We start from the raw sequence: 24,654 nt of genomic DNA on the forward strand, positions 1-24,654 counted from the left end.
CTCTGCATTTTATGGTGTTGCTGGTTTTACAAAATCTATTATATTTAAAATATTCTGATAACAGCAATATGCTAATCTGTTCATTTTTAAGTCTTTTGAATCAGGTAATTCTGCACGTTTACACAAAAGTCACATGTATATGGATCTATTTTTAAATTTTCCCAATATCGAAAGCACCAAAAAGAGTGACCATTTTTTTACAGGTCACTCTTGTTGATGGAAAATAATAGTATTTTAAGCACTTGTTTTTTAAATGAACAGAAGCAAGCTAACTGCCATGACGGCCATACCGGCAACCAATCCATAAATGGCGAGGTGGGATTCGTCATATTTTTTTGCAGCCGGCAATAATTCATCGAGTGAGATGAACACCATGATACCCGCTACAGCTGCAAATATGACGCCAAACATAATATCATTCAGGAACGGCATCAAGAAAAGGTATGCCACAAGTGCGCCAATTGGTTCGGAAAGACCTGAAAGAAATGATAGTTTAAAAGCTTTCTTCCTATCGCCAGTCGCAAAATAAACTGGTACGGAAACAGCGATTCCCTCTGGAATGTTATGAATGGCGATCGCGATGGCAATTGCCACACCCAAAGCAGGATCCTGAATTGCAGAGGTGAAGGTGGCGATCCCTTCCGGAAAGTTGTGGATTCCAATCGCCAAGGCAGTAAAGGTGCCCATTTTCAGAAGGGCCGCATCATTGGCAGCTTTTGAAGGTGTATTCATGTCCTCGACCTTTTTCAGTTCATGTGGATTTCCTTGCTTTGGTATGAACTTATCGATCAATGCAATCAACACGATTCCGGCGAAAAAACCACCCACGGTTGCCCAGTTTCCTGATTGCACTCCCAGCGCCGTTACAAGGGAATCCTTCGCTTTTACGAAGATCTCGATCATCGATACATAAATCATGACTCCGGCTGAAAAACCAAGCGCGAGCGACAGGAACTTTGTATTGGTCCGCGATGTAAAAAAGGCGAGAATACTTCCGATCCCGGTGGCAAGACCTGCGAATAAAGTCAAACCGAAAGCAAATAAAATCTCCTCTGTCATTTTTATTCTCCTTTGAATATGAATATTTGACCTGACCCGTGTAATTTTCAAGAAGGAAAACAATAATTCTTAGTCTATGCAACTGCTTGAAAAAGTTTCACATACAGGGATAATCTCCATTTGATGGACTTACTCTAAAATGTTTCCTTAAGTCAACTTTTTGGGTACAGGAGTCCTTTGTAAAAATAATATATGCGTCTGGGTCAAAAAGTTTCCTATGGTAAACATTTTATCGCATAGGAAACTTGACCTGCAACTAAATTGTTTAAGAATTTTTATAATTTGCTGATAGATACTGCACTTATACATAAAATCATCACTTAGATATATACAATGGAATTCTACATGCCCGGATTGAATGCATTCCATTGACAGAGGAAGGCACGAGAAAACCCCTGCAAACACTGCAGGGGCTTAGGACAACTATAGATAACTTTTAATTTCATATTCTGCTTTTTTTTCCTCCAGCCAGTTTGTATACTCTGCCTGGATTTTCTGGTCAAATAACAAGTCTTTAATTTCATCCTTATGATCATCAAACTTTGCGGCCTTCGCAGCTTTTTTATCCACAAGCTTGATGATATGATAGCCAAACTCTGTTTTTACCGGTTCACTAATCGCACCGGTTTCCAACGCGAATGCTGCCTTTTCAAATTCCTCAGCCATTTCTCCTTTTCCGAAATACCCGAGGTCCCCGCCGTTGTCGGCATTGCTTGTATCCGTTGAATGCTCTTTTGCCAGTTCAGCAAAGTCCTTACCATGATCAAGCTCTTCCTTGATTTTCTTGGCAGTTGCTTCATCTTCCACTAAGATATGGCTCGCTTTCACCTGCTCCTTTTGGTCAAAAGAGTCTTTATTTTCCTCAAAATACGACTTCATTTCTTCTTCGCTCACATCAATGGAAGCACCGATCATTTTTTCCGCAAGCAGATATACTTCGATGTCCTCCCTGATTTTGTCCATTGACACCTGGTTCTGTTCAAGTGCAGCCGCAAAGGCTTCTTCACCGCCATATGATTCCTGAAGCTTCGTCAACTCTTCATCTATCTCATTGCCGGTCACCTTCACCTTTGCCTTCGCCGCTTCCATTTCAATCACTTTATTTGTGATCAGCGAATCCAAAATATCAGGGCCATACATTTCGGTCAGTTTAGTATCCAGTTCTTCCTTGGTGATTTTTTCGCCATTAACGCTTGCCGCTGTTTCTGTTTTTGTAAAAGCTGTCGCAAACATTAAGAGAAGACCTAAAACGATCACTCCAAATATAATCGGCAGTTTATTATTTTTCATAAAAGCACTCATCATTTTCCTCCATTATTCAGCGCTTGAAGCAGACAAATCAACCTTTAAGGTTTGCTGCTTGCCGTCACGGTATATTTTCAATTCGACATTGTCGCTACTTTGAAGTTTCGTATACATGTATCTTCTCAGGTCACTCGCCTGTTCCACGTTTTCATCATTGATCCCAACGATGATATCCTGCTCCTGAAGGCCCGCTCTGGCTGCCGCCGAATTAGGGTCTACGTAGGTAACCATCGTACCTGACTCGACACTGTCAGGAAGATTCTCAAGATACATATCTGGAATTTGCGCCAGATCAGCAAGGCTTACACCTAAATATGGACGTTCTACTTTTCCCTTTTCTATCAGCTGGTTGACGATCGGCAAAGCCTCGTTGCTTGGAATCGCAAAGCCTAGGCCTTCCACGCCGTTTTGAGAAATTTTCAAGCTGTTGATTCCTATCACCTTGCCATTCGTATCGATTAACGCACCGCCGCTGTTGCCCGGGTTGATTGCTGCGTCCGTCTGAATGACGTTCATTTCCCATTCCCCAGCAGAAGTCGGTACTGAGATGGAGCGGTCTACCGCACTGACTATTCCCTGAGTTACCGTCCTCGATAAATCAAGGCCAAGCGGGTTTCCAATCGCGAGCACCTGGTCTCCAGCCCTTAAGACAGATGAATCACCAAATTCGATGATATCCGCTGCTTTGGCTGCATCGATTTTGACAACCGCTAAATCAGTTAATGCGTCTGCTCCTACAACCTCTGCCGCAACCTTTTCCCCATTATATAAGCTGACTTCCACCTTGGATGCTCCTTCAATGACATGGTTGTTCGTCACAATGAAAGCACTATTGCCTTCCTTTTTAAAAATTACACCTGACCCAGATCCGCTTTCTACATTGCCCTGGCTTTGGGAAAAAGGATTGTTTTCTGACTGGATATTGGTAATGCCCACAATTGATTTTGAAGAAGTTTCGATAATATCAGCAATTGATCCAGAACTCTTTGTGGAAGTTGGTGTCGTAACGATATTTGAGTTACTTTCTGCGGCTGATTCAGTTTGAGGCTGCTGTTGATTTCCTGCATCCGCTTCTGTAAAATTCACCGCGGCAAGTGTAATTGCCGAGCCTACTACCCCTGCCATCACAGTCGACATGATACTTTTGAATCTATATGATTTTTTGACTGGCTCCTGTTCTTGATAACGGGAACGCTGTTCAAATTCATTCATGTTTTTTTCCTCCTCGCTTCTAACTTGTCTTCATCTTAACCAGAAATTATGAACAAATTATTAACAAACTGCGGCGAGGATTTTAAAAGATTGGGAAGATTTTGCGTAAAGGGGGAATGTATTTGGGCATCCTTTTTTTTGGGGTACCCGAGGGTCCATGCGGCGGAGCATTTACCACCAATAAAAAACTGCAGACAATTTTGCCTGCAGCTTCAATATAAGCTCTTACATTTCAATATTCTTCATCAAATTAGCCATTTCAATTGCGGACATTGCAGCGTCCCAGCCTTTGTTGCCTGCTTTTGTGCCTGCGCGTTCGATTGCCTGCTCGATTGTATCGGTAGTCAGTACTCCGAAGATGACAGGGACTCCTGAATTCATCGCAGCGGCTGATACACCTTTTGCTGTTTCATTGGAAACATAATCGAAGTGTGGCGTGGATCCGCGGATGACTGTGCCTAATGTGATGACCGCGTCATACTTATTGCTTTTCGCCATCTTTTGAGCAACCAATGGGATTTCGAAAGCACCTGGAACCCAGGCAACATCGACATTGCTTTCCTCGACACCGTGCCTTTTCAAAGCGTCCTGTGCGCCGCCCAAAAGCTTGCTTGTGATGAACTCATTAAAGCGCCCGACTACGATTCCGACTTTAAGACCCGTACCTACTAAATTACCTTCAAACGTTCTGTTCATGTCCTATTCCTCCAATTAGATGATTTCATTTAAAAATTAAGTAAATGCCCCAATTTGCTGTGCTTTGTTTTTAAATAATTTTCGTTTTCTTCTCTTGTTGGCATCTGGATTGGCACCCGGTCGACTACTTCCAGGTCATACCCCTTAAGACCTTTGATTTTCCTTGGGTTGTTGGTCAGCAATTTAATTTGCTTGATGCCAAGGTCTTTTAAAATCTGGGCTCCAATTCCGTATTCACGCAGATCGGCTCCGAAGCCGAGTTTTTCGTTGGCCTCAACGGTGTCATAGCCCTCTTCCTGCAGTTTATACGCACGCAGCTTGTTCATCAGGCCGATGCCTCTGCCTTCCTGGCGCATATAAAGAAGGACACCGCGCCCTTCCTTGTTGATTTGGCTCAATGCTGCATGAAGCTGCGGGCCGCAATCACAGCGGAAGGAACCAAATACATCGCCAGTCAAACATTCAGAGTGGACCCTTACAAGAACCGGTTCATCAGGGTCGATTTCTCCTTTTACAAGAGCGATGTGTTCTTTGTCATCTACTACATTTGAATAACCGACTGCCTTAAAGATTCCAAACTCAGTAGGAAGATTGATCTCAACCTCTCTTTTAACCAACTGGTCCTTCCGATTGCGGTATTGAATGAGATCCTTGATTGTAATCATTTTCAGCTCAAACTGGTCGGCAATCTTGCGCAGCTCCGGAACCCTGGCCATGGTGCCATCTTCATTCATGATTTCGCAGATGACCCCGGCAGGCTTGGCGCCGCTCATTTTAGCCAGATCGACAGCCGCCTCTGTATGGCCAGCTCTCCTTAATACTCCGCCTTTTTTGGCTACGAGAGGAAAGACGTGGCCAGGCCTTTTAAAATCAGCGGCCTTTGACTCTGGGTCCAGCATGCTTAATACAGTGGCCGAACGCTCGAAAGCCGAAATCCCGGTTGTTGAATACTTATGGTCAATGCTCACGGTAAAAGCTGTGCCATGAGGGTCGGTATTTCGTGAAACCATCGGCAATAAATCCAGCCTCTGGGCTAATTCCTGTTCAATCGGTACACAAATCAATCCCCGGCCGTGTGTTGCCATGAAATTGATGACATCCGGTGTCGCCTTTTCTGCCAGAGCGATGAAGTCTCCTTCATTCTCACGGTCTTCATCGTCACAAACAATGACTACATTTCCTTGCATTAGTTCATATATAGCATCTTCAATTGGATCAAACATTTACATCACCCTCACATAAACCCGTTTTCCTCTAAGAATTGGGCTGTAATATTGTTGCCACGTTTTGGTGCTGACGGAAGCTGGTTGCTCAAAAAGTGCCCTACATACTTGCCAATCATGTCACATTCGATGTTGACGATATCCCCTTTTTCCTTGAACCCTAAGACTGTATCTTGTAAAGTGAGCGGAATGAGCGATAGAGTCAAACTGTCTTCTGATACTCCAAAAACAGTCAGGCTCGTTCCATCAACAGCGACAGAGCCTTTCATGATGACATATTTCAACAATTCAGGATCCACTTGAATTTCATAGTAAACCGCGTTCTCAATTTGCTTTTTCCCTTTGATGGTTCCGACACCATCCACGTGGCCGGCGACAAAGTGCCCACCGAACCGGCCTCCCGCTGCCATTGCTCTTTCCAGGTTCACCTTTGAACCTCGTTTGACGGATTTCAAGCTGGATGCTTTGACCGTTTCAGGCATGACATCTACTGTAAATCTGTTCTCTGTAAAGGAGGTGACGGTCAGGCAGACCCCGTTAACAGCAATACTGTCTCCAAGGTGGACATCTGTCAGGACTTTCCTTGCGTCAATCGTCAGTACAAATGACTCGCCGCTATGCTGAATATTGGCGACAGTCCCTATCTCTTCAATTATTCCCGTAAACATATAAACCTCCTTTTAAACCGGCTCAGCGATGATCCTGATATCCTGGCCAATTTGTTTAACATCTTTAATTTCCAAAGCAACAGTATCCTCGAGCCTGGCAATGCCTGCGCCTCCGTATGCAGCCGGGGCGTTTTTCCCGCCGAGCAGCTTTGGAGCGATATACGCTATGACTTGCTGAAAGGCCTTCTCCTTTAAAAAGCTGCCATGAACCTCGGCTCCGCCTTCTACGTAAACAGAAGTGAAACCCCGTTTCCCCAATTTTTTCAGCATGTCATCAATCCCGATTTTCTCGGTTTCCAGCTTGATAACCTCAATGCCCAGCTCAGTAAACTGCTTTATCCTTTCAGGCTCTGCCCTTGCTCCTGTCACGATAATGGTTTCGGCAGCCCTGTCATTCACGATCCTTGAATCCCGAGGGGTGCGAAGAGTGTTGTCCAGCACGACCCTCACCGGATTCCTCCCTCCAGCCTCAAGTCTTGTCGTCAGGCTCGGATTGTCTTTTATGACAGTGTTGACGCCAACTAAAATAGCATCATGTGAATGGCGGAACCGGTGGACATCCTTTCTTGCCTCTTCTCCTGTAATCCACTTGCTCTCTCCGGTCACAGTAGCTATTTTTCCATCAAGGCTGGTGGCTGACTTCAACGTAACATAGGGCAAGCCAGTGCTTATGTAATGAAAAAACACTTTATTCAGTACTTTTGCTTCTGCCTCCATCAAACCAACCTGGACATCTATGCCCGCCTCAAGCATCTTTTTCACTCCTGCTCCGCCGACAAGCGGATTCGGATCGACCGAAGCAACAAATACTTTCTTGATGCCTGACTCTATCACCAGATTAGAGCATGGCGGCGTCTTTCCGAAATGGCTGCATGGCTCAAGGGTCACATACAGCGTTGCGCCTTTGGCCTTCTCACCTGCCATGGCGATTGCGTGCACTTCAGCATGGGGCTCACCCGCCTTCAAATGAGCGCCCATACCAATGATTTGGCCGTTTTTCACAAGAACAGCACCAACCTGGGGGTTCGGTGATGTCTGGCCTTCAGTCGCACTGGCCAGATTGATGGCCAATGCCATATAGTCCTGGTCGTTCACTTCTATCCCTCCTTTCTAATTTTTCCCTCGGGCAATGTAAAAATAAAAAGCTGTTTTCGTAAAAATTGTTGTTAAAATCCTAAAACCGCTTTTAACGAAATAAAAGGCCATTTTTAGGTCGGTATTAAGTTTGCATGCTCTTTTCTCACAAAAGAGTCAACTTTTCGAAGGTAAATAGGTCCTATTTTGTAATCAATAGCAACAAAGTTTGAGAAAAGAGCCAAATAAAAAGACCCCGAAACAAAATTGCTTCGGGGTCCTAAAAAAGGCAATGCTAAACTAGAGGGTTAAAAAAGGGTACACTGCTCCCGTCTTTTTAATCCTCGTTTTTTTCCTTCTCCCATCCAGACTTTAACTGTCGGCCCTGGAGTTTCACCAGATCCACCGTTTAACAAGTGTTAACCGGGTCACGGACTAAGAAGCACATGCTTCATCACCGCCGGTTGGGAATTTCACCCGACCCCGAAGGAATGTATTAAGTTAGTGTCATTATACAGAACTATTAGATAAATGAAAAACAAAACAACCTTTTACTTTTTCATCAGTTTCTCAATCGTGGTCAGCAGCTCATCAACGACTTCATCGTCGCCTTCTTGAATTCGTTCGACGATGCATGATTTCATATGGCCTTCGAGCAGAAGTTTGGCCACACTGTTCAGGGCCGCCTGTGTTGCGGAAATTTGCGTGATGACATCATCACAATACGTATCTCTCTCAATCAGGCCTTTAATGCCGCGAATTTGTCCTTCTATCCGATTCAATCTCGTCACGAGATTCTTTTTCGTTTTTTCAGAGTGATGGCTCTTTCTTTCTGATGAGCAACAGCTGTCACCACAATCAGATGGGTTCACTTTGGGTTCCAATATGTCCATCAAAAAACCCCCTTTATCTTTTAAGCTTATTTTATCATACCCCCATGATTTACTTAATCGCAAATGCCAGATGTCCCTTGCTTTGTTCTCGTCCCCTGCTTTGTATATTTTGATATGTCATTTGGAATAACTACTTCTAACAATTAAGGCTTCCATACTTCAATAAAAAAGTGGTGTAGTTATGAAAAAGTTCAGGCTGCCGAAGAGCTTCCAACAGGCTGCTAAAGACGAAACTATTAACAATAGCATCTACCAAAGTCTTAAATCTGTGTTCGAACATACAGCAGATTTTAAAGAATTGAAATTTACCAAAGGTGACAAATCCTTTATCTTTTGCTTTCTTGAAACCTTAGTCTCAAAAGAAAATTTCAATGAATATTTATTGGTACCGTTGTTCGAACATGGGTCTGATGTCAGCAGGGAAAGTTTAAAATCTTTAAATGGCACGGAAAATCCCGAGTACAAAGAACTTATAGAAGGTATCCTTGATGGTGGATATGTGTTGTTTCTATGTGGCAGTAGTGAATCCTGGCTATTCCAATTCCCTAAAAGTAATCAGAGGTCGATACAAGAGCCTCAGAATGAAAATGTTGTCCGCGGCTCTCATGATGGTTTCATTGAAAATCTCGAAGTGAATATCAGCCTATTAAGACAAAAAATTAAAGATCCTGATTTTACTGTTAAATATCATGTGTTAGGTGAAAAAACTAGAACAAAGCTTGCAGTTGTATATATTAGAGGAATCGCTGACGAGGAGGTTGTCGCCGAAGTAGAAAGAAGACTATCCTACATCTCAACTGATATGGTAATAAGCCCAGGTTATATTGAAGAATTCATTGAAGACGATCCCTTCTCTTTGTTCCCACAAATTATTAATACCGAACGGCCTGACAGAACTATGGCAAATTTACTGGAAGGGAGGTTAGCATTGATTGGTGAGGGTAGTCCCACTGCTTTGATTCTTCCAGTCACGTTTTTTTCATTTTACCAATCATCCGATGATTACAACGGCAGGTGGATACCCGCGACCTTCATCAGGATGCTGCGATATGTAAGCTTTATTATTGCGATTACTTTTCCGGCATTTTATATCTCAATTATTGCATACCATCTAGAAGTCATTCCTCATGAATTGATTTTGTCATTGAAAGGATCAGTAGAAGGAATACCTTATCCGCCATTGTTGGAGGCCTTCTTCATGGAGATTACGATTGAACTGATCAGAGAGGCAGGGGTCAGGCTTCCAAAGCCTGTTGGCCAGACAATTGGCATCGTCGGCGGTCTTGTTATCGGAGATGCTGTAGTCAGTGCAGGGCTCATCTCTAACATAATGATCGTCATTGTGGCTGTAACGGCTATTTCTGCCTTCGTCGTTCCCTCCAATGAAATGAGTACGACAGTTCGCCTGATCAGGTTTCCTCTTATGGTTGCTGCATCATTCATGGGGTTTGTCGGTTTGATTTTTGGGTTGATTATCATTTTTATCAAGCTTTGTAAACTAGAGTCATTTGGTGTCCCTTTTTTTTCACCGCTGGCCCCATTGCACCTAAAGGACTTAAAAGATACATTCATCAGGCTGCCGCTTTGGAAAATGGATGAACGACCAAAAAACTCCCGTGCAAAAAACACTAAAAGACAGCGGGATACAAGAGGTTGGAAGATAGATGGCCAATAATAAAGATATGATCACCTATCAGCAGTATTTCTTCCTGCTTATCCATACCCAATCAGGGGTTGGCGTACTTTCACTACCCTATGATATGCATAATTCTGTCCAATCAGATGGATGGCTTTCCATTCTCATTGCAGGAGTGGTGGTACAGTGTATACTATTTGCTTACTTGCTTCTTTTTAAGAGATTTGACTCACAAAACCTTCTCGAAATATCATATTTACTGCTTGGCAAAAAAATAGGGAAAGTAATCTCTCTATTTTACTCTCTCTATTTCATAAGTGTCGGGAGCTTAATTTTAGTTCTTTATATTGGGATTATCGACCGGTGGATACTTCCTTACACACCTAACTGGATTATTGGTGCATTATTAGTACTGACTGGGATTTATTTATGCGTAGACGGATTAAATATATTAGCTCGTTTTTTCACGTTAGTTACACCCCTAATGGTCATTCTCTTTTTGCTGATTTCGTACACATTGAAAGATGCAAACATATACTACATCCTCCCGATCGGCCAGAGTGGTATAAAAGATATATTTTTTGGCAGCAAAGATGCATTCCTGTCCATGCTCGGGTTTGAAGCGGTTTTGATGATTTTCCCGTTAGTAATGGGATCAAACAGAACCAAATTCAAGGTAATGACTTTTGCGAATTTGTTTATTACGCTTTTATATGCCTATCTAATCCTTGTCAGTTTCATGTATTTCAGTCCGGATGAATTGAAGATTATACCAGAACCTCTATTATATATGCTGAAATCTTATACCTTTAAGGTCATAGAGCGTACTGACTTGTTGTTCCTTTCAATATGGATAATAATGGTTTTCACATCTTTTAGTACTTATCTGTTTTTGGCAGCAAAGTGTGGCAAAAGTTTATTTAAAAAGGCACAACATAAAAAGCTTATTTATTCTGTTGGTTTAATTTGTTTTGGAGTATCGTTGATTGCAGAATCAAATATTCTTTTTGCTGAATCGATGAGTGGATATATTACAAAAGCCAGCTTCACCTTTCTTCTTTTCCCTGTTCTCTTACTGCTTGTCTCATACCTGTTTAAAAAAACAGTGAAAGGAAAGATTCACCATGATCAGGGCAAGTAATTTCTTATGCATCGCATTCTTGACAATTTTTTTAAGCGCATGTTGGGACCAAAATTTATTGAAGGATGTAAGATTATACTTGGCTGCCAGTTTTGACCTGGATACAGATGGAAAAATAATCGATACAGTTTCTTTTCCGATTATAAAAAAGGAGAACCAGGGAGAGGGATCATCAGAAACCTACCAGATTATCACTGGGATTGGAGATACACCTAGAGGAGCAAGGGGAGCTATAGACAAAAGAGTTTCAAAAACATTTGATGCCTCGAAACTCAGAGTTCTCATTATTGGAAATAAACTAGCAAAAGAAGATATATATCCAGTTCTTGATTTATTTTATCGAGATCCAAAAAGCTCCCTTAGCGCTAAAGTGGTTATTGCTGAAGGGATGGGGAAGGAAATTCTTCAGCTTAATATTAAGGATCAAAAAATTAGTGAATATCTATTTGAGTTATTAGAAAGCAAGGAGGATTCATTACTAATACCAGAGGAAAACATCCAATCGATCTGTGCTGAAATGTTTGACCCTGGTGAAGACTTTAGTCTCCCTTATATAAGCCAGGATAAAGGTGGGAAATTAGCAAATTTGGTAGGAATCGCATTATTTAATGAGCGAAAATTCACAGGACATATTTTATCAGGCGATGAGGCGGAAATATTTTTATTGATGGACGGCCAAAATGGGAAGACGCCTTCCTTCACAAAGGAAATCGCAAAGTACAATGATTCTGACCTTCGTGACTTTGTTTCTTTCAATGTGAAAAAAGCAAAGCAAAAGTTGGAAGTGAAAATTGAGAATGAAGAAGTAAAAGTTAACATCAATCTTAACTTAAAAATTACACTTACTGAGTATGCAAGAAATCAGTTGTATAAAGAACAAGAAATCAAGTATCTGAATGATGAGCTTTCTGAGTTAATCTCAAAAGATGCAGAAACTGCCATAAAGAAACTTCAAGAAGCGAACAGCGACAGTTTAGGCATTGGCCGCCGGCTTATTGCGCTCCATAATGATTATTGGCAGCAAGTGAATTGGAAAGAAGAATACCCAAACATTTCGATCACACCGAACGTGACTGTAGAAATTATCGGACATGGCATAATAGAATAAGCATACCATTCGCAGGTATTCTCCAATTTTGCAATGGTTCAATATTAATTCAAAAATACTCCCATTGAGCTTCCCATAATTAAAGGAAGTTCAAAAGGAGTATTTTTTATTTCAGAGTTAAATTTGTCTATTCTCACTCCTGGATTGTGAAACTAACAGAAGCTCTCTTGAAATCCCTGCCGTAAACAGGCAGCCCGCGAGAATTGCCAATGCACCGTACAGAGGATCTGTCACCTTTGAAAAAATCAGTTGGGCATAGAAGTAAAATCCTGCTCCGATGGCTAGAATGAGTAAAGTATTCGAAAAGTATCGGTACATTTTTTTCCCTCCTGAACCTTATATTATTTAAAACATTATCATAGACTCTACTAGTTGGTAATTGGGAAATTTCCTGTCGAATACAGTTGAGGTATGAAAGGGATGAACCAAAAATTGAAACAAAAAACTACATTAATCACCATATTTTCATTAGTCATCATCTTAGCCATCATTCCGTTTTTTCATACAGAAGAACCTCCAGCTGAGGCAGTCCAGCCTAGCGGGGAGCTGTCAGCAGAAATCAACAAACTTTTAACAAGTGAGCCAGTTCTCGATGGAGCTTTGGCTGGTGTCAGCATCAGGTCTGCGGAAGATGGAGGGCTGTTATACGAGCATATTGGAAATACCCGGCTGCAGCCAGCTTCGGTATTGAAGATGTTTACTGCTGCAGCGGCGCTTTCAGTTTTGGGCGAAGATTATCGCTTTACAACGGAAGTTTTGGCACATGGAAGAATTAACGGCGGAACGCTTGAGGGTGACCTATTTTTAAGAGGAATGGGCGATCCAACCTTGCTTCCGGCAGACTTTGATGAGATGGCTAAGAGACTTAAGAGTAAAGGAATCAATAAGGTCACAGGCGATTTAGTGGCTGATGACAGCTGGTATGATGATGTCCGTTATTCTGAAGACTTGACCTGGAATGACGAGCATAAATATTACGGTTCCCAGGTTTCCGCCTTAACCGCTTCGCCGAATGAGGATTATGATGCCGGCACTGTCATTGTCAATATTTTACCACGCAAGAAAGGTAATGGAGCGAATATTTCAGTAGAACCCGATACCGATTTCGTAAAAATTATAAATGACACAAAAACGGTAGATTCCGAGGGAGAACATGACATAAAAATTGAACGTGAGCATGGGTCGAATAGCATTATGGTAAGCGGAACGATCCCGGCCGATGCCCAGAAGGCCAGGGAATGGATTGCCGTTTGGGAACCTGCCCTTTATGCAGGAAGTCTTTTTAAAAAGTCACTAGAAGAACAGGGAATAAAAGTAGTTGGGAAAATTAAAACGGGCAATGCCTCAGTCACAATGACCAGTCTAATTTCCCATAAATCAATGCCACTTTCCGAGCTGATGATCCCCTTCAAGAAGCTGAGCAATAATGGGCACGCCGAAGTGCTTGTTAAGGAAATGGGCAGGGTCGTTCATGGTGAAGGCAGCTGGGAAAAGGGACTTGAGGTCATGGATGCAGAGCTTTCTCGGCTTAGTATTGACACCAACCGGCTTGTATTGCGTGACGGCTCCGGAATCTCTCATGCTAACCTCATACCAGCAAACGAGATTACAAAGCTTCTTTATATGGCACAAAAGGAGGAATGGTTTCCTGTTTTCCAGCGTTCGCTTCCAGTTGCCGGAGCAAAGGACAGGATGATTGGCGGGACGATGCGGAACAGGCTGAAGGAAGAGAACCTGAAGGATCGGGTGGCAGCTAAAACGGGCACACTGACAGGCGTAAGCACCCTCGCAGGATACGTTGAAACAAGCAGCGGGGAAATTCTTATTTTTTCGATTATGCTGAATAACCTGCTGGATGATCGAGAAGGAAGGGAATTTGAGGATCAAATCGTCAGGATCCTTGCAAGATACTGAAGTAAGCCCGAAATTTTCCATTATATAAGTGAAATGCGATTCATAAGGGTACATTAAACATCTAAACGCGCCCTTATGCCGGTGAAATGCCTTTTATAAGGGTGCATTTAAACACGAAACGCGCCCTTATGAAGGTGAAATGCCTTTTATAAGGGTACATTTAAACACGAAACGCTCCCTTATGAAGGTGAAATGCCTTTTATAAGGGTACATTTAAACACGAAACGCTCCCTTATGAAGGTGAAATGACCTGCATAAGGGTGCATTTAAACACGAAACGCTCCCTTATGAAGGTGAAATGACCTGCATAAGGGTGCATTTAACATCTAAACGCGCCCTTATGAAGGTGAAATGCCTTTTATAAGGGTGCATTTAAACACGAAACGTGCCCTTATGAAGGTGAAATGACCTGTATAAGGGTGCATTTAAACACGAAACGTGCCCTTATGCCGGTGAAATGTCTTTTATAAGGGTACATTTAAACACGAAACGTGCCCTTATGCCGGTGAAATGACCTGTATAAGGGTACATTTAAACACGAAACGTGCCCTTATGAAGGTGAAATGCCTTTTATAAGGGTGCATTTAAACACGAAACGCGCCCTTATGAAGGTGAAATGACCTGCATAAGGGTGCATTTAACCTCTAAACGCGCCCTTATGCCGGTGAAATGCCTTTATAAGGGTACATTTAAACACGAAACGCGCCCTTATGAAGGCGAAATGACCTGCATAAGGGTGCATTTAACCTCTAAACGCGCCCTTATGAAGGTGAAATGCCTTTTATAAGGGTACATTTAAACACGAAACGTGCCCTTATGAAGGTGAAATGACCTGCATAAGGGTGCATTTAAACACGAAACGTGCCCTTATGCCGGTGAAATGCCCTGTATGAGGGTGCATTTAACCTCGAAACGCGCCCTTATGAAGGTGAAATGACCTGCATAAGGGTGCATTTAACCTCTAAACGTGCCCTTATGCCGGCGAAATGACCTGCATAAGGGTACATTTAAACACCAAACGTGCCCTTATGCCGGTGAAATGACTTTTATAAGGGTACATTTAAACACGAAACGCGCCCTTATGAAGGTGAAATGACCTGCATAAGGGTGCATTTAACCTCTATAGAGACCTTCAAAAGCTAGAATTGTCTTAAGGGAACATTTCTCATGTACTTTACTCTATTAGTAGGAAGCCTTCATCATTCTCTTTAATTGTATAGTGAGCACCACGGCCACAGCCGCTTAATGTATAGTTATCGAAAATCATATTTCTGATGGCTTTTTTTGTTTTGATTGATTTACACCATTCTTGAATTCGGCTGACTGTTAATGCTTCTTCCGGTAAAAGTAATTGGAGTTCTCTAATACTTCTCAGTACTGCGTCATGAATATTCTCCCGTTTCCCGCAGCTATTGCATATTAATGTTTTTCTGGTAACTATAGTATTCAAAGTATGACAATGGGAACATGATATTCCCTTTTTAAGCACGTCGAAACTATATCCAGGGAGCCTCTCATACGGTGAATCATGGGAATGCAGGGAAAGAAGCTTGTCCGATAGGTTTGTATGGGTATTTTTTATTGGAGTGATTTGTTTTTGCAGGTTATGAAGAAGTCTTGGAATCTGGTTGGGAAAGATGATTGGTAAATTTCGCGGAGCTTGATAGAGGTAAAAGTTTGGGTTCACGAAGACTAGAGTTGATTCGATATTAATGTTGAATCCAAGGTCTCGTACCATCCTTCGCAGGAGTGACTCTGCTCTTTCCATTTGTTGCAGTGGATTTTTGATTTCTACTCCATTATTGGTATACCACCGATTACCTTCGATAAAATAATCGCCTTCGAAATACTTCACTTCGAACAAATGGATGATCTTTGAAATGAATAGAGAATCGATTTGAAATTTGGTATTTCCATATTCAAGGAGCAGATCATTCATCACCAGGAAACCTTTTTCAACCTCCTCCATTCATCGGTCAAATATCACTTCTCCTTCATAACCTTTTTCCAGGTATAGATAATTACTGTACTCTTTCGGAGATAAGTTCATTCGAGCATTCAGCATTCTCAGAATCTGAAGCTCCATTGATTCTACACGAGATTTAACTATCAAAAAACATTCCTCCATTCATTATGTATTGCAATTAAATAGTATGATTTATATGAATATTTAACAAGCTTTTTCGCTTGATAGTTGTAAGTTTTATAAAATCCCACCGTAATTGAGAAAAAGCCGCGCAGAATGAGAATACGCACGGCTTTTTCCAGGTTATTTAGCGATTACCGGTTATTACGGTTTACTTCGCGAATCTATGGTTTCCAGTTGTTACGGTTACTTCGCAAATCTATGATTTCCAATTGTCACGGTCACTTCTCTTGAGAATACCCATTTGCTTACTGCTGTTTTCGGGTTAAAGAAGAACAGTGAGCCACTGCCTTGTCCTCTGAAAGCAAGAGCTTCTTTTACAGCTTTCTTTGCTTCTGCATCAGTTGGCCTATTGATTGCTCCATTTTTTACAGGAGTGAAGGCATAGTACCCGTTTGCCTTTTCATAGACGACTCCTCTTACTGTGTTAGGGAAATCCGGGCTTGCTACTCTATTCAAGACAACAGTTGCTACTGCTACTTTCCCTGCATATGGCTCGCCTTTTGCTTCAGCATGAACAAGCCTTGCAAGCAAGTCCTGATCCGCTGCAGACACTGATACAGCCGGGATTGTCAACTTTTGGCCTGGATATAGTAGAGTGCTAGTTCTATTGTTCACTTTCTTCAATTCTGTCACTGGAACACCATACTTGCTGGCGATTCCCCACATCGTATCTCCTGTTTTCACTTGATAAGTTGCCGCTTCAGCAGCTGCGCCCATTGAAAATAAAGATAAAGATACAACTGCTGTTAGCGCTGCCAATGTTTTTTTCATGTTTCTCATTTTCCATACCTCCCAGTATTGCTGCTCTCTATTTCTACTTATAAGGCTAGCAGTTGTAACATAGTTATTCATTGTCCAATAAGTACCAATAAGAAGATACCTCTTCTATCCATTGAAACCGCTTGATTCTTTTTAAACCTGGAAATTTATTTCACTCCTGTCCACTTTCCTACTATAACCAGACTTGTAAGTTAACGGCTCAAATTTTACATAGTGTTACAGCTTTGTAACTTAAAACTATCAACTAAACTCAGGAAGTGTATTGGGAGTTTTATAACTTATATTAATTACTTATTTAAAATTATTATAATTAAGTATTGATTTTTAATTGAAAAGTGTTATCATTTAGCTATAAACCAAATTCATTAAAAAAGGCGGGTTGAATAAATGAGCATTGATCAAAAGAATCATCTAACTACAAGCTGGGGAGCGCCGGTTGGGGACAACCAGAACTCCATGACTGCGGGACAAAGAGGACCTACTTTAATTCAGGACGTCCATTTACTTGAAAAATTGGCGCACTTTAACCGTGAGCGTGTGCCAGAGCGTGTGGTACACGCAAAAGGCGCCGGAGCACATGGATATTTTGAAGTGACAAATGATGTGACAAAGTATACGAAGGCAGCTTTCCTTTCAGAGGTTGGCAAGAAGACACCTCTTTTTATTCGTTTTTCTACTGTTGCAGGAGAACTGGGATCAGCAGACACAGTCCGTGACCCGCGCGGTTTCGCGGTGAAGTTTTATACAGAGGAAGGAAACTATGATATCGTCGGGAATAATACTCCGGTATTCTTCATTCGTGACGCGATCAAGTTCCCTGATTTTATCCATACACAAAAGAGAAACCCACAAACACACTTGAAGGATCCCAATGCAGTATGGGATTTCTGGTCACTTTCTCCTGAATCGCTGCACCAGGTAACCATCCTGATGTCCGACCGCGGCATTCCGGCTACCCTCCGCCATATGCATGGCTTTGGCAGCCATACGTTCAAATGGACAAACGCTGAAGGTGACGGTGTCTGGATCAAGTACCACTTCAAGACAGAGCAAGGAGTCAAAAATCTTGCAGCAGATGCAGCAGCTAAAATTGCAGGAGAAAATCCTGACTACCATACAGAAGATTTGTTCAATGCAATCGAAGCTGGGGACTTCCCTGCATGGAAGCTTTATGTGCAAATCATGCCTCTAGAGGATGCCAACACATATCGTTTTGATCCATTCGATGTCACAAAGGTTTGGTCACAAAAAGACTATCCACTGATTGAAGTCGGACGCATGGTATTGGACCGCAATCCTGAAAATTACTTCGCGGAAGTTGAGCAGGCTACATTCTCTCCTGGAAACCTCGTCCCTGGTGTCGATGTTTCTCCAGATAAAATGCTTCAGGGCCGCCTGTTTGCTTATTCTGACGCACACCGCTACCGTGTGGGGGCGAACCATAATCACCTGCCGATCAATAGGCCGAAATCAGAAATGAACTCTTACCAGCGTGACGGCCAGATGCGCTTCGACGGAAATGGCGGCAAAACAGTAAACTATGAGCCTAATAGTTTCGGAGGACCAACAGAGGTAAATGAACACAAGCAGGCAAGCTTCCCTGTCAGCGGTGTTGCTGAAAATGTGGGCTATGATCACCACGACCATTACACACAAGCTGGTGACCTGTACCGCCTGATGAGTGAGGAAGAACGCGAGCGCCTTGTCGCTAACATTGTCGCTGCTATGAAGCCAGTTCAGCGCGACGACATCAAACTCCGCCAGATCGGCCATTTCTACAAGGCAGATCCTGAATACGGAACACGCATTGCTCAGGGATTAGGGCTGCAGGTGCCGCAGGAAGTTTAAACAACACAAAAATCGGATGCCAAAATTGGCATCCGATTTTTTAACATATAAACGAAAGTCCACTAGACAGCTCTATCGGACAATCTCAGGACGATTCCCTGTAAGAGTGTCCGTTAGAAGTGTTCTAACAAAAGAAGCAGACCTATACCGGCCTGCTTTCATCCATTATTCATTAGAATGTGTGCGCCAAATCCTTAGCACGTGCAATTCCGTTTTCTTTAATTTCCTGTGCTTTTTCAGGGTTTGCATTGTGGCCTTCCAGGTATAGGCACTCCATTGAAGGTACACCGAAGAAGTTCATCATTGTTTCGATATAGCGATTTCCCATCTCCATGTTTGCTGCCGGTCCTTCTGAATAGTAACCGCCGCGAGCCTGGATATGAAGAGCTTTTTTGTCTGTCATTAAACCGACAGGTCCTTCCTGTGTATATCTGAATGTTTTGCCTGCTACTGCAACTGCATCCAGATATGCCTTCATGACTGGCGGGAATGAGAAGTTCCAAAGCGGTGTCACGAAGATGAATTTGTCTGCTGCTGTGAACTGTTCAACCAGTTCAGCTAGACGGCCTACTTTTGACTGTTCGTCTGCGGATAGAGCAGAGAACTCAGTTCCTTTTTGCAGCTTGCCCCAACCGCCTAATACGTCGGCATCGATGTGAGGAATATTTTCCTTAAATAGATCCAAATGAATGATTTCATCATTCTGGTTCTGATTTTTGTACGTATCAATGAATGCTTTTCCTGCTGCCAAACTGAAGGATTGTTCTTCTGTCAGCGGGTGTGCTGTGATGTATAAAACTTTAGCCATGATGTAATTCCACCTATTCCTTGTTGATTTTAAAACTATTTCATGAAAATAAATCTCGAATTTAAAATAGCTTACTTCGAGATATTAATCCGTTTTTCATCAAAGGTCAAACGAAATGCTCGTCTGCCTATCTCAATGATTTCAGTGCGCCGCTTAAGGTCTCGACCTCGTCCAGCATCATATTGACATTGTCGAGGTGCAGAGCCTGCGGCTTGAAATCTGTATCGTACTCAAAGTCAGTAAAAAGGATAATGACCGATGTTTGTGGACGTCGGCAATCTTCAATTCTCCAAAGATTCCTCTTTCATGCTCTTTTAATTTTACTTAGCTGTTTCCAGCTTGATGCGGTTTCCAGAAGGATCTTGCGTAATATAGATGCCATTTTCCTCTTCGACAGCAGTCCCGATTTCTTTCAGGCGGTCTGCTGTGTCTTTCATGCTCGCTTCGTCGGGCAGAATGAGAGTATAAGATTCAAGTCCCACGCTATTAGCAGGCGGTTGAGGAGCCCCCACCCCATTCCATGTATTCAGTCCGATGTGGTGATGGTACTTTCCTGAAGAAATAAAGAGAGCCTGCGGTCCGTATCGGCTTACCACGTCAAAACCAAGTCCTTTTGTATAAAACTCTTCTGTTTTTGCTAGTTCTGCGACGTGTAAATGAATATGCCCCATCACAGTGCCTGCAGGAAGCCCGTTCCAGCTTTGCTCCATTCCTTCCGCAAGTAAGTTTTCTGCATCCAGAGCCTGAGTGGCCATCACCACATGTTGCTCATTCCATTCCCATTCTGACGCTGATCTGTCTGTATAGATCTCAATTCCATTTCCATCCGGATCTGCTAAATATAAAGCCTCACTTACAAGATGGTCTGATGCTCCCTGCAATGGATATCCAGTCTGAACGAAATGCTTCAGTACTCTTGCCAGATCAGCCCGATTAGGCAGCAAAAGGGCGTAATGATACAATCCAGTAGTTCTTCCCTTCTTAGGAATCACATCGGATGGCTGCTCAATGCTTAATAGCACCGTTTTTCCATCGGCAGTTAACTTGGCGGTTTTATCCGTTTTTTCATATACCTTAAAACCGATTACCTCCTGATAAAAGGCAAGGGAACGTTCCAAACTTTGTACCTTTATATTTACTTGGCCTACAAAAGTGACCGGCGGTTGATGAAAACTCATAATCTTCCTCCTTTAAGCATTCTTTGATTGAAAAATAACATTATCCAGGGCAAAAAGCGATTTGTTTGTAATGTAAATACGGAGTAACTAACTTACTTTATGTAAGTAACTATATTACTGTAAATAAGTTACGTCAAGTATACATTTTATAAAAAGTAATTTATTTTTCAGTTGTTATGTTTATAATGTTAGTAAGGAGTGATTGATATGGATAAGTCGATTTGTCCCAGATTTGAAAAAGCCATGACAATCCTAAGCCAGCGTTGGACTGGAATGATCATATATCAGCTGTTGTCTGGACCGCAGCGTTTTTGTACGATTGAATCCTCTGTAGGAGTCAGTGGTAGAGTGCTTTCAGAGCGATTGAAGGATTTGGAAAGCGAAGGGATAGTGAGACGCGAAGTTCATCCTGAAACGCCAGTCCGGATCGAATATTCTTTGACCGAAAAAGGCAAGGCACTGGAACCTCTTATGAAAGAAATTGAAAAATGGTCACAGAGCTGGCTGGAGGCATAATAATAGATTCCAAGATGGAATTTTTCATTTAAAGCACCCGTTGAATGGGTGCTTTTTGCTTTTTGAACCTATTACGATTTTTCAACACCCCCCTCGCGTAAAACCCAAACAAGACTTGATAAGGAACCTTTATTAGACCTTTCGCCTCGGCTTCTTGCTTGAAATATCCATTAAACATCTGCTTCTGCTGATTGCTTGAAATGTGTGTCGTAAAATAGATCTAAAAAAGACGTATGCCGCTGCATACGTCTCATTTCTTTCACTTTTTATCTCCCAAGGAAAGAGTTCAGCATCCATACATGTTTTTCTAAGCCTGCGTGAATGGACAGCAGCAGGTCGCTTGTTGTTTCATCATTGACTTCCTCTGCCAGTTCCATGCCCTTCTTTAGCTCTTGGATCATTGTTGAATAGTCTTCTACTATGCTTGCGACCATATCAGTTGCGCCTTCATTTCCTGATGCTTCTTTTACAGATGCGAGTTCTAGCGCACCGGACATGGTTGCGACTGGTTTGTCACCCATTGCCAGCAATCTTTCTGCAAGTTCATCGATATGTAAGGCAGCTTCGTTGTAAAGCTCTTCGAATTTTGCATGAAGAGTGAAAAATTCTGGACCTGTCACATACCAGTGATAGTTATGCAGCTTAATGTAGAGTACAGTCCAGTTTGCGATTTGCTTGTTGACTGTTTGTGTTAATTCATTTTTCATCTTGAATCCCTCCTGTTTTTATGTACGGATTCATTATAGTCCAAGATTATCCAATAAAGAGTTTGAGCGTGGATTGTTCACAGGAATGTCAACTTTTTAGACAAGTTATGTGCTAGTACCGGGGCAAAAACCAAAATTCTCCATAAACTATACATAATAAAGCAATTATTTCTCCAAACTATGCATAGAACTGGAGGTGTTCATGAATGGGTTTATTTAATGCGCTCAACCAATGGAGAAATGCCAGATACGAAAACCATCTTTCGAATATGAAGGACCAGAATAAATGCCCGGACTGCCATGGCAGAGGATATTACGCTTTTTCCGCGAATGAGTTTGTCTACTATGCAGCTCCATACGAATGTCCTGGCTGCAGCGGCAGTGGATTATATACAGATTGGAATAACAGTACAATATAAAATGGCCACTGCTTTTGCAGAGGCCATTTTTCTTTCACTGAATGGAGAAGGTATCGTACAATCCTTCATCCCATATGGACTTGATTTCATTCCTGAAATCCCGCCTATTTCCATTTAGTAGGTTAATCCGTGACCGAACTCGTATAGCACGCCGCCATTGTAATCTGGAATCGTAACTGGCAGCTTCCCTGCTGGTGCGAATTCACCAAATAGCACTCCCGCCGCTGCTTCAAACGCCGATGGATGGAAACCGTATTGGGTCATATAAGCGTCAATTTCAGGGTATGCCATAATGTCGTATGGATTTTGGATGCCGACACCGATGACAGGAGCATCTGACATTTCAATGATTTGTTTGACCAAGGTCATTTGCGTGCTCGATGGCTTCCTTCCTGACACATTGTAAGTATATGTGCTGACTATTACCGCGCTGGCGCTCTTAATTTGTTTCAGCTGATTCTCTGTAAGCTTAAAAGTGGAAGCTGCAATGACGATTGTATTTCTGTGACGCTTTTTGATCTCATCACCCAGCTGCCTGATAAAAGTGTTTCCCACAACGACGACTTTCTCACTACTATTCATCTTTAAAGGCATTCCTGCATCTTTTTTTACCAATGTGATTGATTTCTCAGCCGCTTCTTTTTCAATTTGCTTATGCTCGTCAGAACCGACCACCTTCACGGCATTCGCTATCTTGTCTTGAACTGTAATAGAAGCTTCTTTCTTGATCACGCCTCTTTTTACCTTCAAAGTTAAAATACGTCTGACTGATTCCTCAACCCGTTGCTCGGAAATCTCTCCAGTTTTCACAGCCTTAAGCAGTCCGGCTGCTACTTTTTCAAGTCCGACCGGCATCAAAACGATATCCGTGCCTGCTTTTACCGCTGAGATGGCTGCATCGACAGGACCGAAATGGTCAGCTATCGCTTTCATGTTCATCGCATCTGTTGTGATGACACCTTCATAGCCCATCTCCTCACGCATAAGCTCTGTCAGGACCTTGTATGAAAGAGTTGCCGGAATCGCGATTTCTTCTCCTGTTTTCTGCGAGACGGCTTTGGTTCCGTCGATTTCAGGGAAAGTGACGTGCGCCGTCATGATCGCGTCAAGCCCCTCTTCCATTCCTTTTTGGAACGGATACAATTCGACTTCCTTCAAACGTTCTTTATCATGTGGAACTTTAGGCAGTCCAAGGTGGGAATCGACTGCTGTGTCCCCATGGCCGGGGAAGTGTTTGGCTGTCGCCGCGACACCAGCTGCCTGAAGTCCTTTTGTATAAGCTATACCCATGTCTGCCACAAGTTCTGGGTCTTCACCAAATGAACGTACGCCGATGACCGGGTTGTCCGGATTGTTATTTACGTCCATAACCGGTGCCAGGTTCATGTTGATACCCAGTGACGCCAATTCCTCGCCGATTGCGTTGCCTGCGTTATAAGCGACTTCTGGTGACCGTGTTGCTCCTATTGCCATACTTCCTGGCATATCCGTGCCTGATTGTAGTCTAGTAATAATTCCGCCTTCCTGGTCAATCGTCAGCAACAGTCCGAATTTTTCAGCCGCCTCCTGGTAATCAGATACTAAGCGTGCACTCTGTTCTGTTGTAACGACATTCTCACGGAAAAGGATGACTCCACCCAAATGGTATTTTTTCACGAGCCGCTGGATTCCCGGCAGCATTTCCGTTACATTTTTACCCTTCCAGGTTTTGAAATCCGGCATCAGCATTTGACCTGTTTTTTCCTGAATGGTCATTTTGCTGATCGCTTTGCCAATCAAATCATATCGCTGGCCCTCCTGTTTGATGACCACCACTTCAGCTTCAGGCTTTCCCTCCGATTTGGAGGATGGCTTCACTTTATAATGTAGTGCAATCTTGTCCTCAAAAGCACCATCTGTCACTGTAATGAACGCCTTTCCATTCAGCCCTGTGAAATCCACATTTCCATCATGGTCAACTTTTGCGACATTTTCATTTGCCGATTCCCACACAAGGTTTTCAGCTGTCAGCATAAAATGCCCTTCTGAATACACATGGAGTGCTTTCAATTGTATTTTTCCATCTTTCACTGCTGCTTCCGCTTCAGGCATATTTTCGTAAATCACCAGATCCTCCACTATGCTCCTTTCCTCGGCACTAGCCTTCTCCAATGTAATGCCAGGCAGCATTTGTGAAAGTGATAGCACGAACACTATAAAATAGAGCATAAGCTTCCTTATTTTCCTCATGAAATCTCCTCCACTTTGCCTATTTTATCCAATCCATTGAAAATTACCAAAGTCAGTCACCCGAACAAAGAAAAATCCCGTGACTGTTCTT

Annotated in this window: 23 protein-coding genes, 1 pseudogene and 1 riboswitch; of the genes and pseudogenes, 7 read left to right on the forward strand and 17 right to left on the reverse strand. The window is 42.5% G+C overall.

The features are described from left to right. Positions 1-249: 249 nt before the first annotated feature. From zupT to J7I80_RS13285, 8 genes are all read right to left on the reverse strand, one after another. Positions 250-1,059, reverse strand: coding sequence for a zinc transporter ZupT (gene zupT / locus J7I80_RS13250; protein ID WP_214738826.1), 810 nt, complete (start codon positions 1,057-1,059; stop codon positions 250-252). A 423-nt stretch (positions 1,060-1,482) separates the two neighbouring features. Then, positions 1,483-2,361, reverse strand: a complete 879-nt coding sequence (locus J7I80_RS13255) for a peptidylprolyl isomerase (protein ID WP_251027752.1) — start codon at positions 2,359-2,361, stop codon at positions 1,483-1,485. Between the two features lie 12 nt (positions 2,362-2,373). After that, positions 2,374-3,576 carry a S1C family serine protease gene (locus J7I80_RS13260; protein WP_214738827.1) on the reverse strand — a complete coding sequence of 401 codons (1,203 nt, stop codon included), beginning with the start codon at positions 3,574-3,576 and terminating at the stop codon, positions 2,374-2,376. 225 nt (positions 3,577-3,801) lie between these two features. Further along, a complete protein-coding gene (gene ribH, locus J7I80_RS13265) occupies positions 3,802-4,272 on the reverse strand; it encodes a 6,7-dimethyl-8-ribityllumazine synthase (RefSeq protein ID WP_192472173.1) in 471 nt (156 codons plus the stop codon). A gap of 29 nt (positions 4,273-4,301) precedes the next feature. Continuing rightward, positions 4,302-5,495, reverse strand: a complete 1,194-nt coding sequence (locus J7I80_RS13270; protein WP_214738828.1) for a bifunctional 3,4-dihydroxy-2-butanone-4-phosphate synthase/GTP cyclohydrolase II — start codon at positions 5,493-5,495, stop codon at positions 4,302-4,304. An 11-nt stretch (positions 5,496-5,506) separates the two neighbouring features. Further along, the gene (ribE, locus tag J7I80_RS13275; RefSeq protein ID WP_214738829.1) at positions 5,507-6,163 is read right to left on the reverse strand and encodes a riboflavin synthase; all 657 of its coding nucleotides are present in this window, start codon (positions 6,161-6,163) and stop codon (positions 5,507-5,509) included. A gap of 12 nt (positions 6,164-6,175) precedes the next feature. Then, a complete protein-coding gene (ribD, locus tag J7I80_RS13280) occupies positions 6,176-7,258 on the reverse strand; it encodes a bifunctional diaminohydroxyphosphoribosylaminopyrimidine deaminase/5-amino-6-(5-phosphoribosylamino)uracil reductase RibD (protein ID WP_214738830.1) in 1,083 nt (360 codons plus the stop codon). A gap of 328 nt (positions 7,259-7,586) precedes the next feature. Beyond that, a riboswitch (FMN riboswitch) is annotated at positions 7,587-7,732 on the reverse strand. 56 nt (positions 7,733-7,788) lie between these two features. Further along, positions 7,789-8,130 (reverse strand): metal-sensitive transcriptional regulator, encoded by a 342-nt coding sequence (locus J7I80_RS13285; protein WP_225650214.1) that lies wholly within the window; start codon positions 8,128-8,130, stop codon positions 7,789-7,791. Between the two features lie 181 nt (positions 8,131-8,311). On the opposite strand from J7I80_RS13285, the gene J7I80_RS13290 reads away from it, so the two are divergent. Genes J7I80_RS13290 through J7I80_RS13300 form a run of 3 tightly spaced genes read left to right on the forward strand, consistent with a single transcriptional unit; the run spans position 8,312 to position 12,015 of the window. Beyond that, entirely contained in the window at positions 8,312-9,805 is a 1,494-nt protein-coding gene (locus J7I80_RS13290; RefSeq protein WP_214738831.1) for a spore germination protein, read from the forward strand. Next, on the forward strand, positions 9,795-10,907 hold the full coding sequence (locus J7I80_RS13295; protein WP_214738832.1) for a GerAB/ArcD/ProY family transporter: 1,113 nt from the start codon (positions 9,795-9,797) through the stop codon (positions 10,905-10,907). The genes J7I80_RS13290 and J7I80_RS13295 overlap by 11 nt, the downstream gene beginning before the upstream one ends. Beyond that, positions 10,891-12,015 (forward strand): Ger(x)C family spore germination protein, encoded by a 1,125-nt coding sequence (locus J7I80_RS13300; RefSeq protein ID WP_214738833.1) that lies wholly within the window; start codon positions 10,891-10,893, stop codon positions 12,013-12,015. Before J7I80_RS13295 ends, J7I80_RS13300 begins: the two co-directional genes overlap by 17 nt. A gap of 117 nt (positions 12,016-12,132) precedes the next feature. On the opposite strand, the gene J7I80_RS13305 is transcribed toward J7I80_RS13300, so the two are convergent. Then, the gene (locus J7I80_RS13305; protein ID WP_214738834.1) at positions 12,133-12,333 is read right to left on the reverse strand and encodes a hypothetical protein; all 201 of its coding nucleotides are present in this window, start codon (positions 12,331-12,333) and stop codon (positions 12,133-12,135) included. A 114-nt stretch (positions 12,334-12,447) separates the two neighbouring features. Here J7I80_RS13305 and dacB point away from each other — a divergent pair, with 114 nt between their 5' ends. Continuing rightward, complete coding sequence (gene dacB, locus J7I80_RS13310) at positions 12,448-13,929, forward strand: D-alanyl-D-alanine carboxypeptidase/D-alanyl-D-alanine endopeptidase (protein WP_251027753.1); 1,482 nt, start codon at positions 12,448-12,450, stop codon at positions 13,927-13,929. 1,174 nt (positions 13,930-15,103) lie between these two features. Here the strand turns inward: dacB and J7I80_RS13315 are convergent. The 3 genes from J7I80_RS13315 to J7I80_RS13325 form a co-directional block, all read right to left on the reverse strand. Then, a complete protein-coding gene (locus J7I80_RS13315) occupies positions 15,104-15,898 on the reverse strand; it encodes an NERD domain-containing protein (protein WP_285289146.1) in 795 nt (264 codons plus the stop codon). Then, a complete protein-coding gene (locus J7I80_RS13320; protein WP_214738837.1) occupies positions 15,899-16,042 on the reverse strand; it encodes a hypothetical protein in 144 nt (47 codons plus the stop codon). A gap of 219 nt (positions 16,043-16,261) precedes the next feature. After that, complete coding sequence (locus tag J7I80_RS13325) at positions 16,262-16,849, reverse strand: cell wall hydrolase (protein ID WP_214738918.1); 588 nt, start codon at positions 16,847-16,849, stop codon at positions 16,262-16,264. 396 nt (positions 16,850-17,245) lie between these two features. On the opposite strand from J7I80_RS13325, the gene katA reads away from it, so the two are divergent. Beyond that, the gene (katA, locus tag J7I80_RS13330; protein WP_214738838.1) at positions 17,246-18,706 is read left to right on the forward strand and encodes a catalase KatA; all 1,461 of its coding nucleotides are present in this window, start codon (positions 17,246-17,248) and stop codon (positions 18,704-18,706) included. 172 nt (positions 18,707-18,878) lie between these two features. On the opposite strand, the gene J7I80_RS13335 is transcribed toward katA, so the two are convergent. From J7I80_RS13335 to J7I80_RS13340, 3 genes and pseudogenes are all read right to left on the reverse strand, one after another. Beyond that, entirely contained in the window at positions 18,879-19,514 is a 636-nt protein-coding gene (locus J7I80_RS13335) for an FMN-dependent NADH-azoreductase (protein WP_214738839.1), read from the reverse strand. A 127-nt stretch (positions 19,515-19,641) separates the two neighbouring features. Next, positions 19,642-19,826, reverse strand: a pseudogene (locus J7I80_RS23325) (NADPH-dependent oxidoreductase); the annotation flags it as partial. A gap of 8 nt (positions 19,827-19,834) precedes the next feature. Beyond that, entirely contained in the window at positions 19,835-20,692 is an 858-nt protein-coding gene (locus J7I80_RS13340) for a VOC family protein (RefSeq protein ID WP_214738840.1), read from the reverse strand. Between the two features lie 207 nt (positions 20,693-20,899). Between J7I80_RS13340 and J7I80_RS13345 the strand changes: the two genes are divergently transcribed. Then, the gene (locus J7I80_RS13345; protein ID WP_214738841.1) at positions 20,900-21,208 is read left to right on the forward strand and encodes a winged helix-turn-helix transcriptional regulator; all 309 of its coding nucleotides are present in this window, start codon (positions 20,900-20,902) and stop codon (positions 21,206-21,208) included. A gap of 266 nt (positions 21,209-21,474) precedes the next feature. On the opposite strand, the gene J7I80_RS13350 is transcribed toward J7I80_RS13345, so the two are convergent. Beyond that, positions 21,475-21,915, reverse strand: a complete 441-nt coding sequence (locus J7I80_RS13350; RefSeq protein WP_214738842.1) for a Dps family protein — start codon at positions 21,913-21,915, stop codon at positions 21,475-21,477. Positions 21,916-22,260: 345 nt separating this feature from the next. Here J7I80_RS13350 and J7I80_RS13355 point away from each other — a divergent pair, with 345 nt between their 5' ends. Beyond that, positions 22,261-22,452 (forward strand): hypothetical protein, encoded by a 192-nt coding sequence (locus J7I80_RS13355; RefSeq protein ID WP_214738843.1) that lies wholly within the window; start codon positions 22,261-22,263, stop codon positions 22,450-22,452. On the opposite strand, the gene J7I80_RS13360 is transcribed toward J7I80_RS13355, so the two are convergent. Then, complete coding sequence (locus J7I80_RS13360; RefSeq protein WP_214738844.1) at positions 22,449-24,563, reverse strand: glycoside hydrolase family 3 protein; 2,115 nt, start codon at positions 24,561-24,563, stop codon at positions 22,449-22,451. The two genes, J7I80_RS13355 and J7I80_RS13360, sit on opposite strands and share 4 nt — an antisense overlap. Positions 24,564-24,654 lie beyond the last annotated feature (91 nt).

This window comes from Bacillus sp. ISL-41 (assembly GCF_018613235.1).
Classification (GTDB): Bacteria; Bacillota; Bacilli; order Bacillales; family Cytobacillaceae; genus Mesobacillus.

Coding starts and splice junctions, on each gene's coding strand:
- zupT (WP_214738826.1), bottom strand. CDS start 1,059: ATGACAGAGGAGATTTTATTTGCTTTCGGTTTGACTTTATTCGCAGGT.
- J7I80_RS13255 (WP_251027752.1), bottom strand. CDS start 2,361: ATGAGTGCTTTTATGAAAAATAATAAACTGCCGATTATATTTGGAGTG.
- J7I80_RS13260 (WP_214738827.1), bottom strand. CDS start 3,576: ATGAATGAATTTGAACAGCGTTCCCGTTATCAAGAACAGGAGCCAGTC.
- ribH (WP_192472173.1), bottom strand. CDS start 4,272: ATGAACAGAACGTTTGAAGGTAATTTAGTAGGTACGGGTCTTAAAGTC.
- J7I80_RS13270 (WP_214738828.1), bottom strand. CDS start 5,495: ATGTTTGATCCAATTGAAGATGCTATATATGAACTAATGCAAGGAAAT.
- ribE (WP_214738829.1), bottom strand. CDS start 6,163: ATGTTTACGGGAATAATTGAAGAGATAGGGACTGTCGCCAATATTCAG.
- J7I80_RS13285 (WP_225650214.1), bottom strand. CDS start 8,130: ATGGACATATTGGAACCCAAAGTGAACCCATCTGATTGTGGTGACAGC.
- J7I80_RS13290 (WP_214738831.1), top strand. CDS start 8,312: ATGAAAAAGTTCAGGCTGCCGAAGAGCTTCCAACAGGCTGCTAAAGAC.
- J7I80_RS13295 (WP_214738832.1), top strand. CDS start 9,795: ATGGCCAATAATAAAGATATGATCACCTATCAGCAGTATTTCTTCCTG.
- J7I80_RS13300 (WP_214738833.1), top strand. CDS start 10,891: ATGATCAGGGCAAGTAATTTCTTATGCATCGCATTCTTGACAATTTTT.
- J7I80_RS13305 (WP_214738834.1), bottom strand. CDS start 12,333: ATGTACCGATACTTTTCGAATACTTTACTCATTCTAGCCATCGGAGCA.
- J7I80_RS13315 (WP_285289146.1), bottom strand. CDS start 15,898: ATGGAGGAGGTTGAAAAAGGTTTCCTGGTGATGAATGATCTGCTCCTT.
- J7I80_RS13325 (WP_214738918.1), bottom strand. CDS start 16,849: ATGAAAAAAACATTGGCAGCGCTAACAGCAGTTGTATCTTTATCTTTA.
- katA (WP_214738838.1), top strand. CDS start 17,246: ATGAGCATTGATCAAAAGAATCATCTAACTACAAGCTGGGGAGCGCCG.
- J7I80_RS13335 (WP_214738839.1), bottom strand. CDS start 19,514: ATGGCTAAAGTTTTATACATCACAGCACACCCGCTGACAGAAGAACAA.
- J7I80_RS13340 (WP_214738840.1), bottom strand. CDS start 20,692: ATGAGTTTTCATCAACCGCCGGTCACTTTTGTAGGCCAAGTAAATATA.
- J7I80_RS13345 (WP_214738841.1), top strand. CDS start 20,900: ATGGATAAGTCGATTTGTCCCAGATTTGAAAAAGCCATGACAATCCTA.
- J7I80_RS13350 (WP_214738842.1), bottom strand. CDS start 21,915: ATGAAAAATGAATTAACACAAACAGTCAACAAGCAAATCGCAAACTGG.
- J7I80_RS13355 (WP_214738843.1), top strand. CDS start 22,261: ATGCAGCTCCATACGAATGTCCTGGCTGCAGCGGCAGTGGATTATATA.
- J7I80_RS13360 (WP_214738844.1), bottom strand. CDS start 24,563: ATGAGGAAAATAAGGAAGCTTATGCTCTATTTTATAGTGTTCGTGCTA.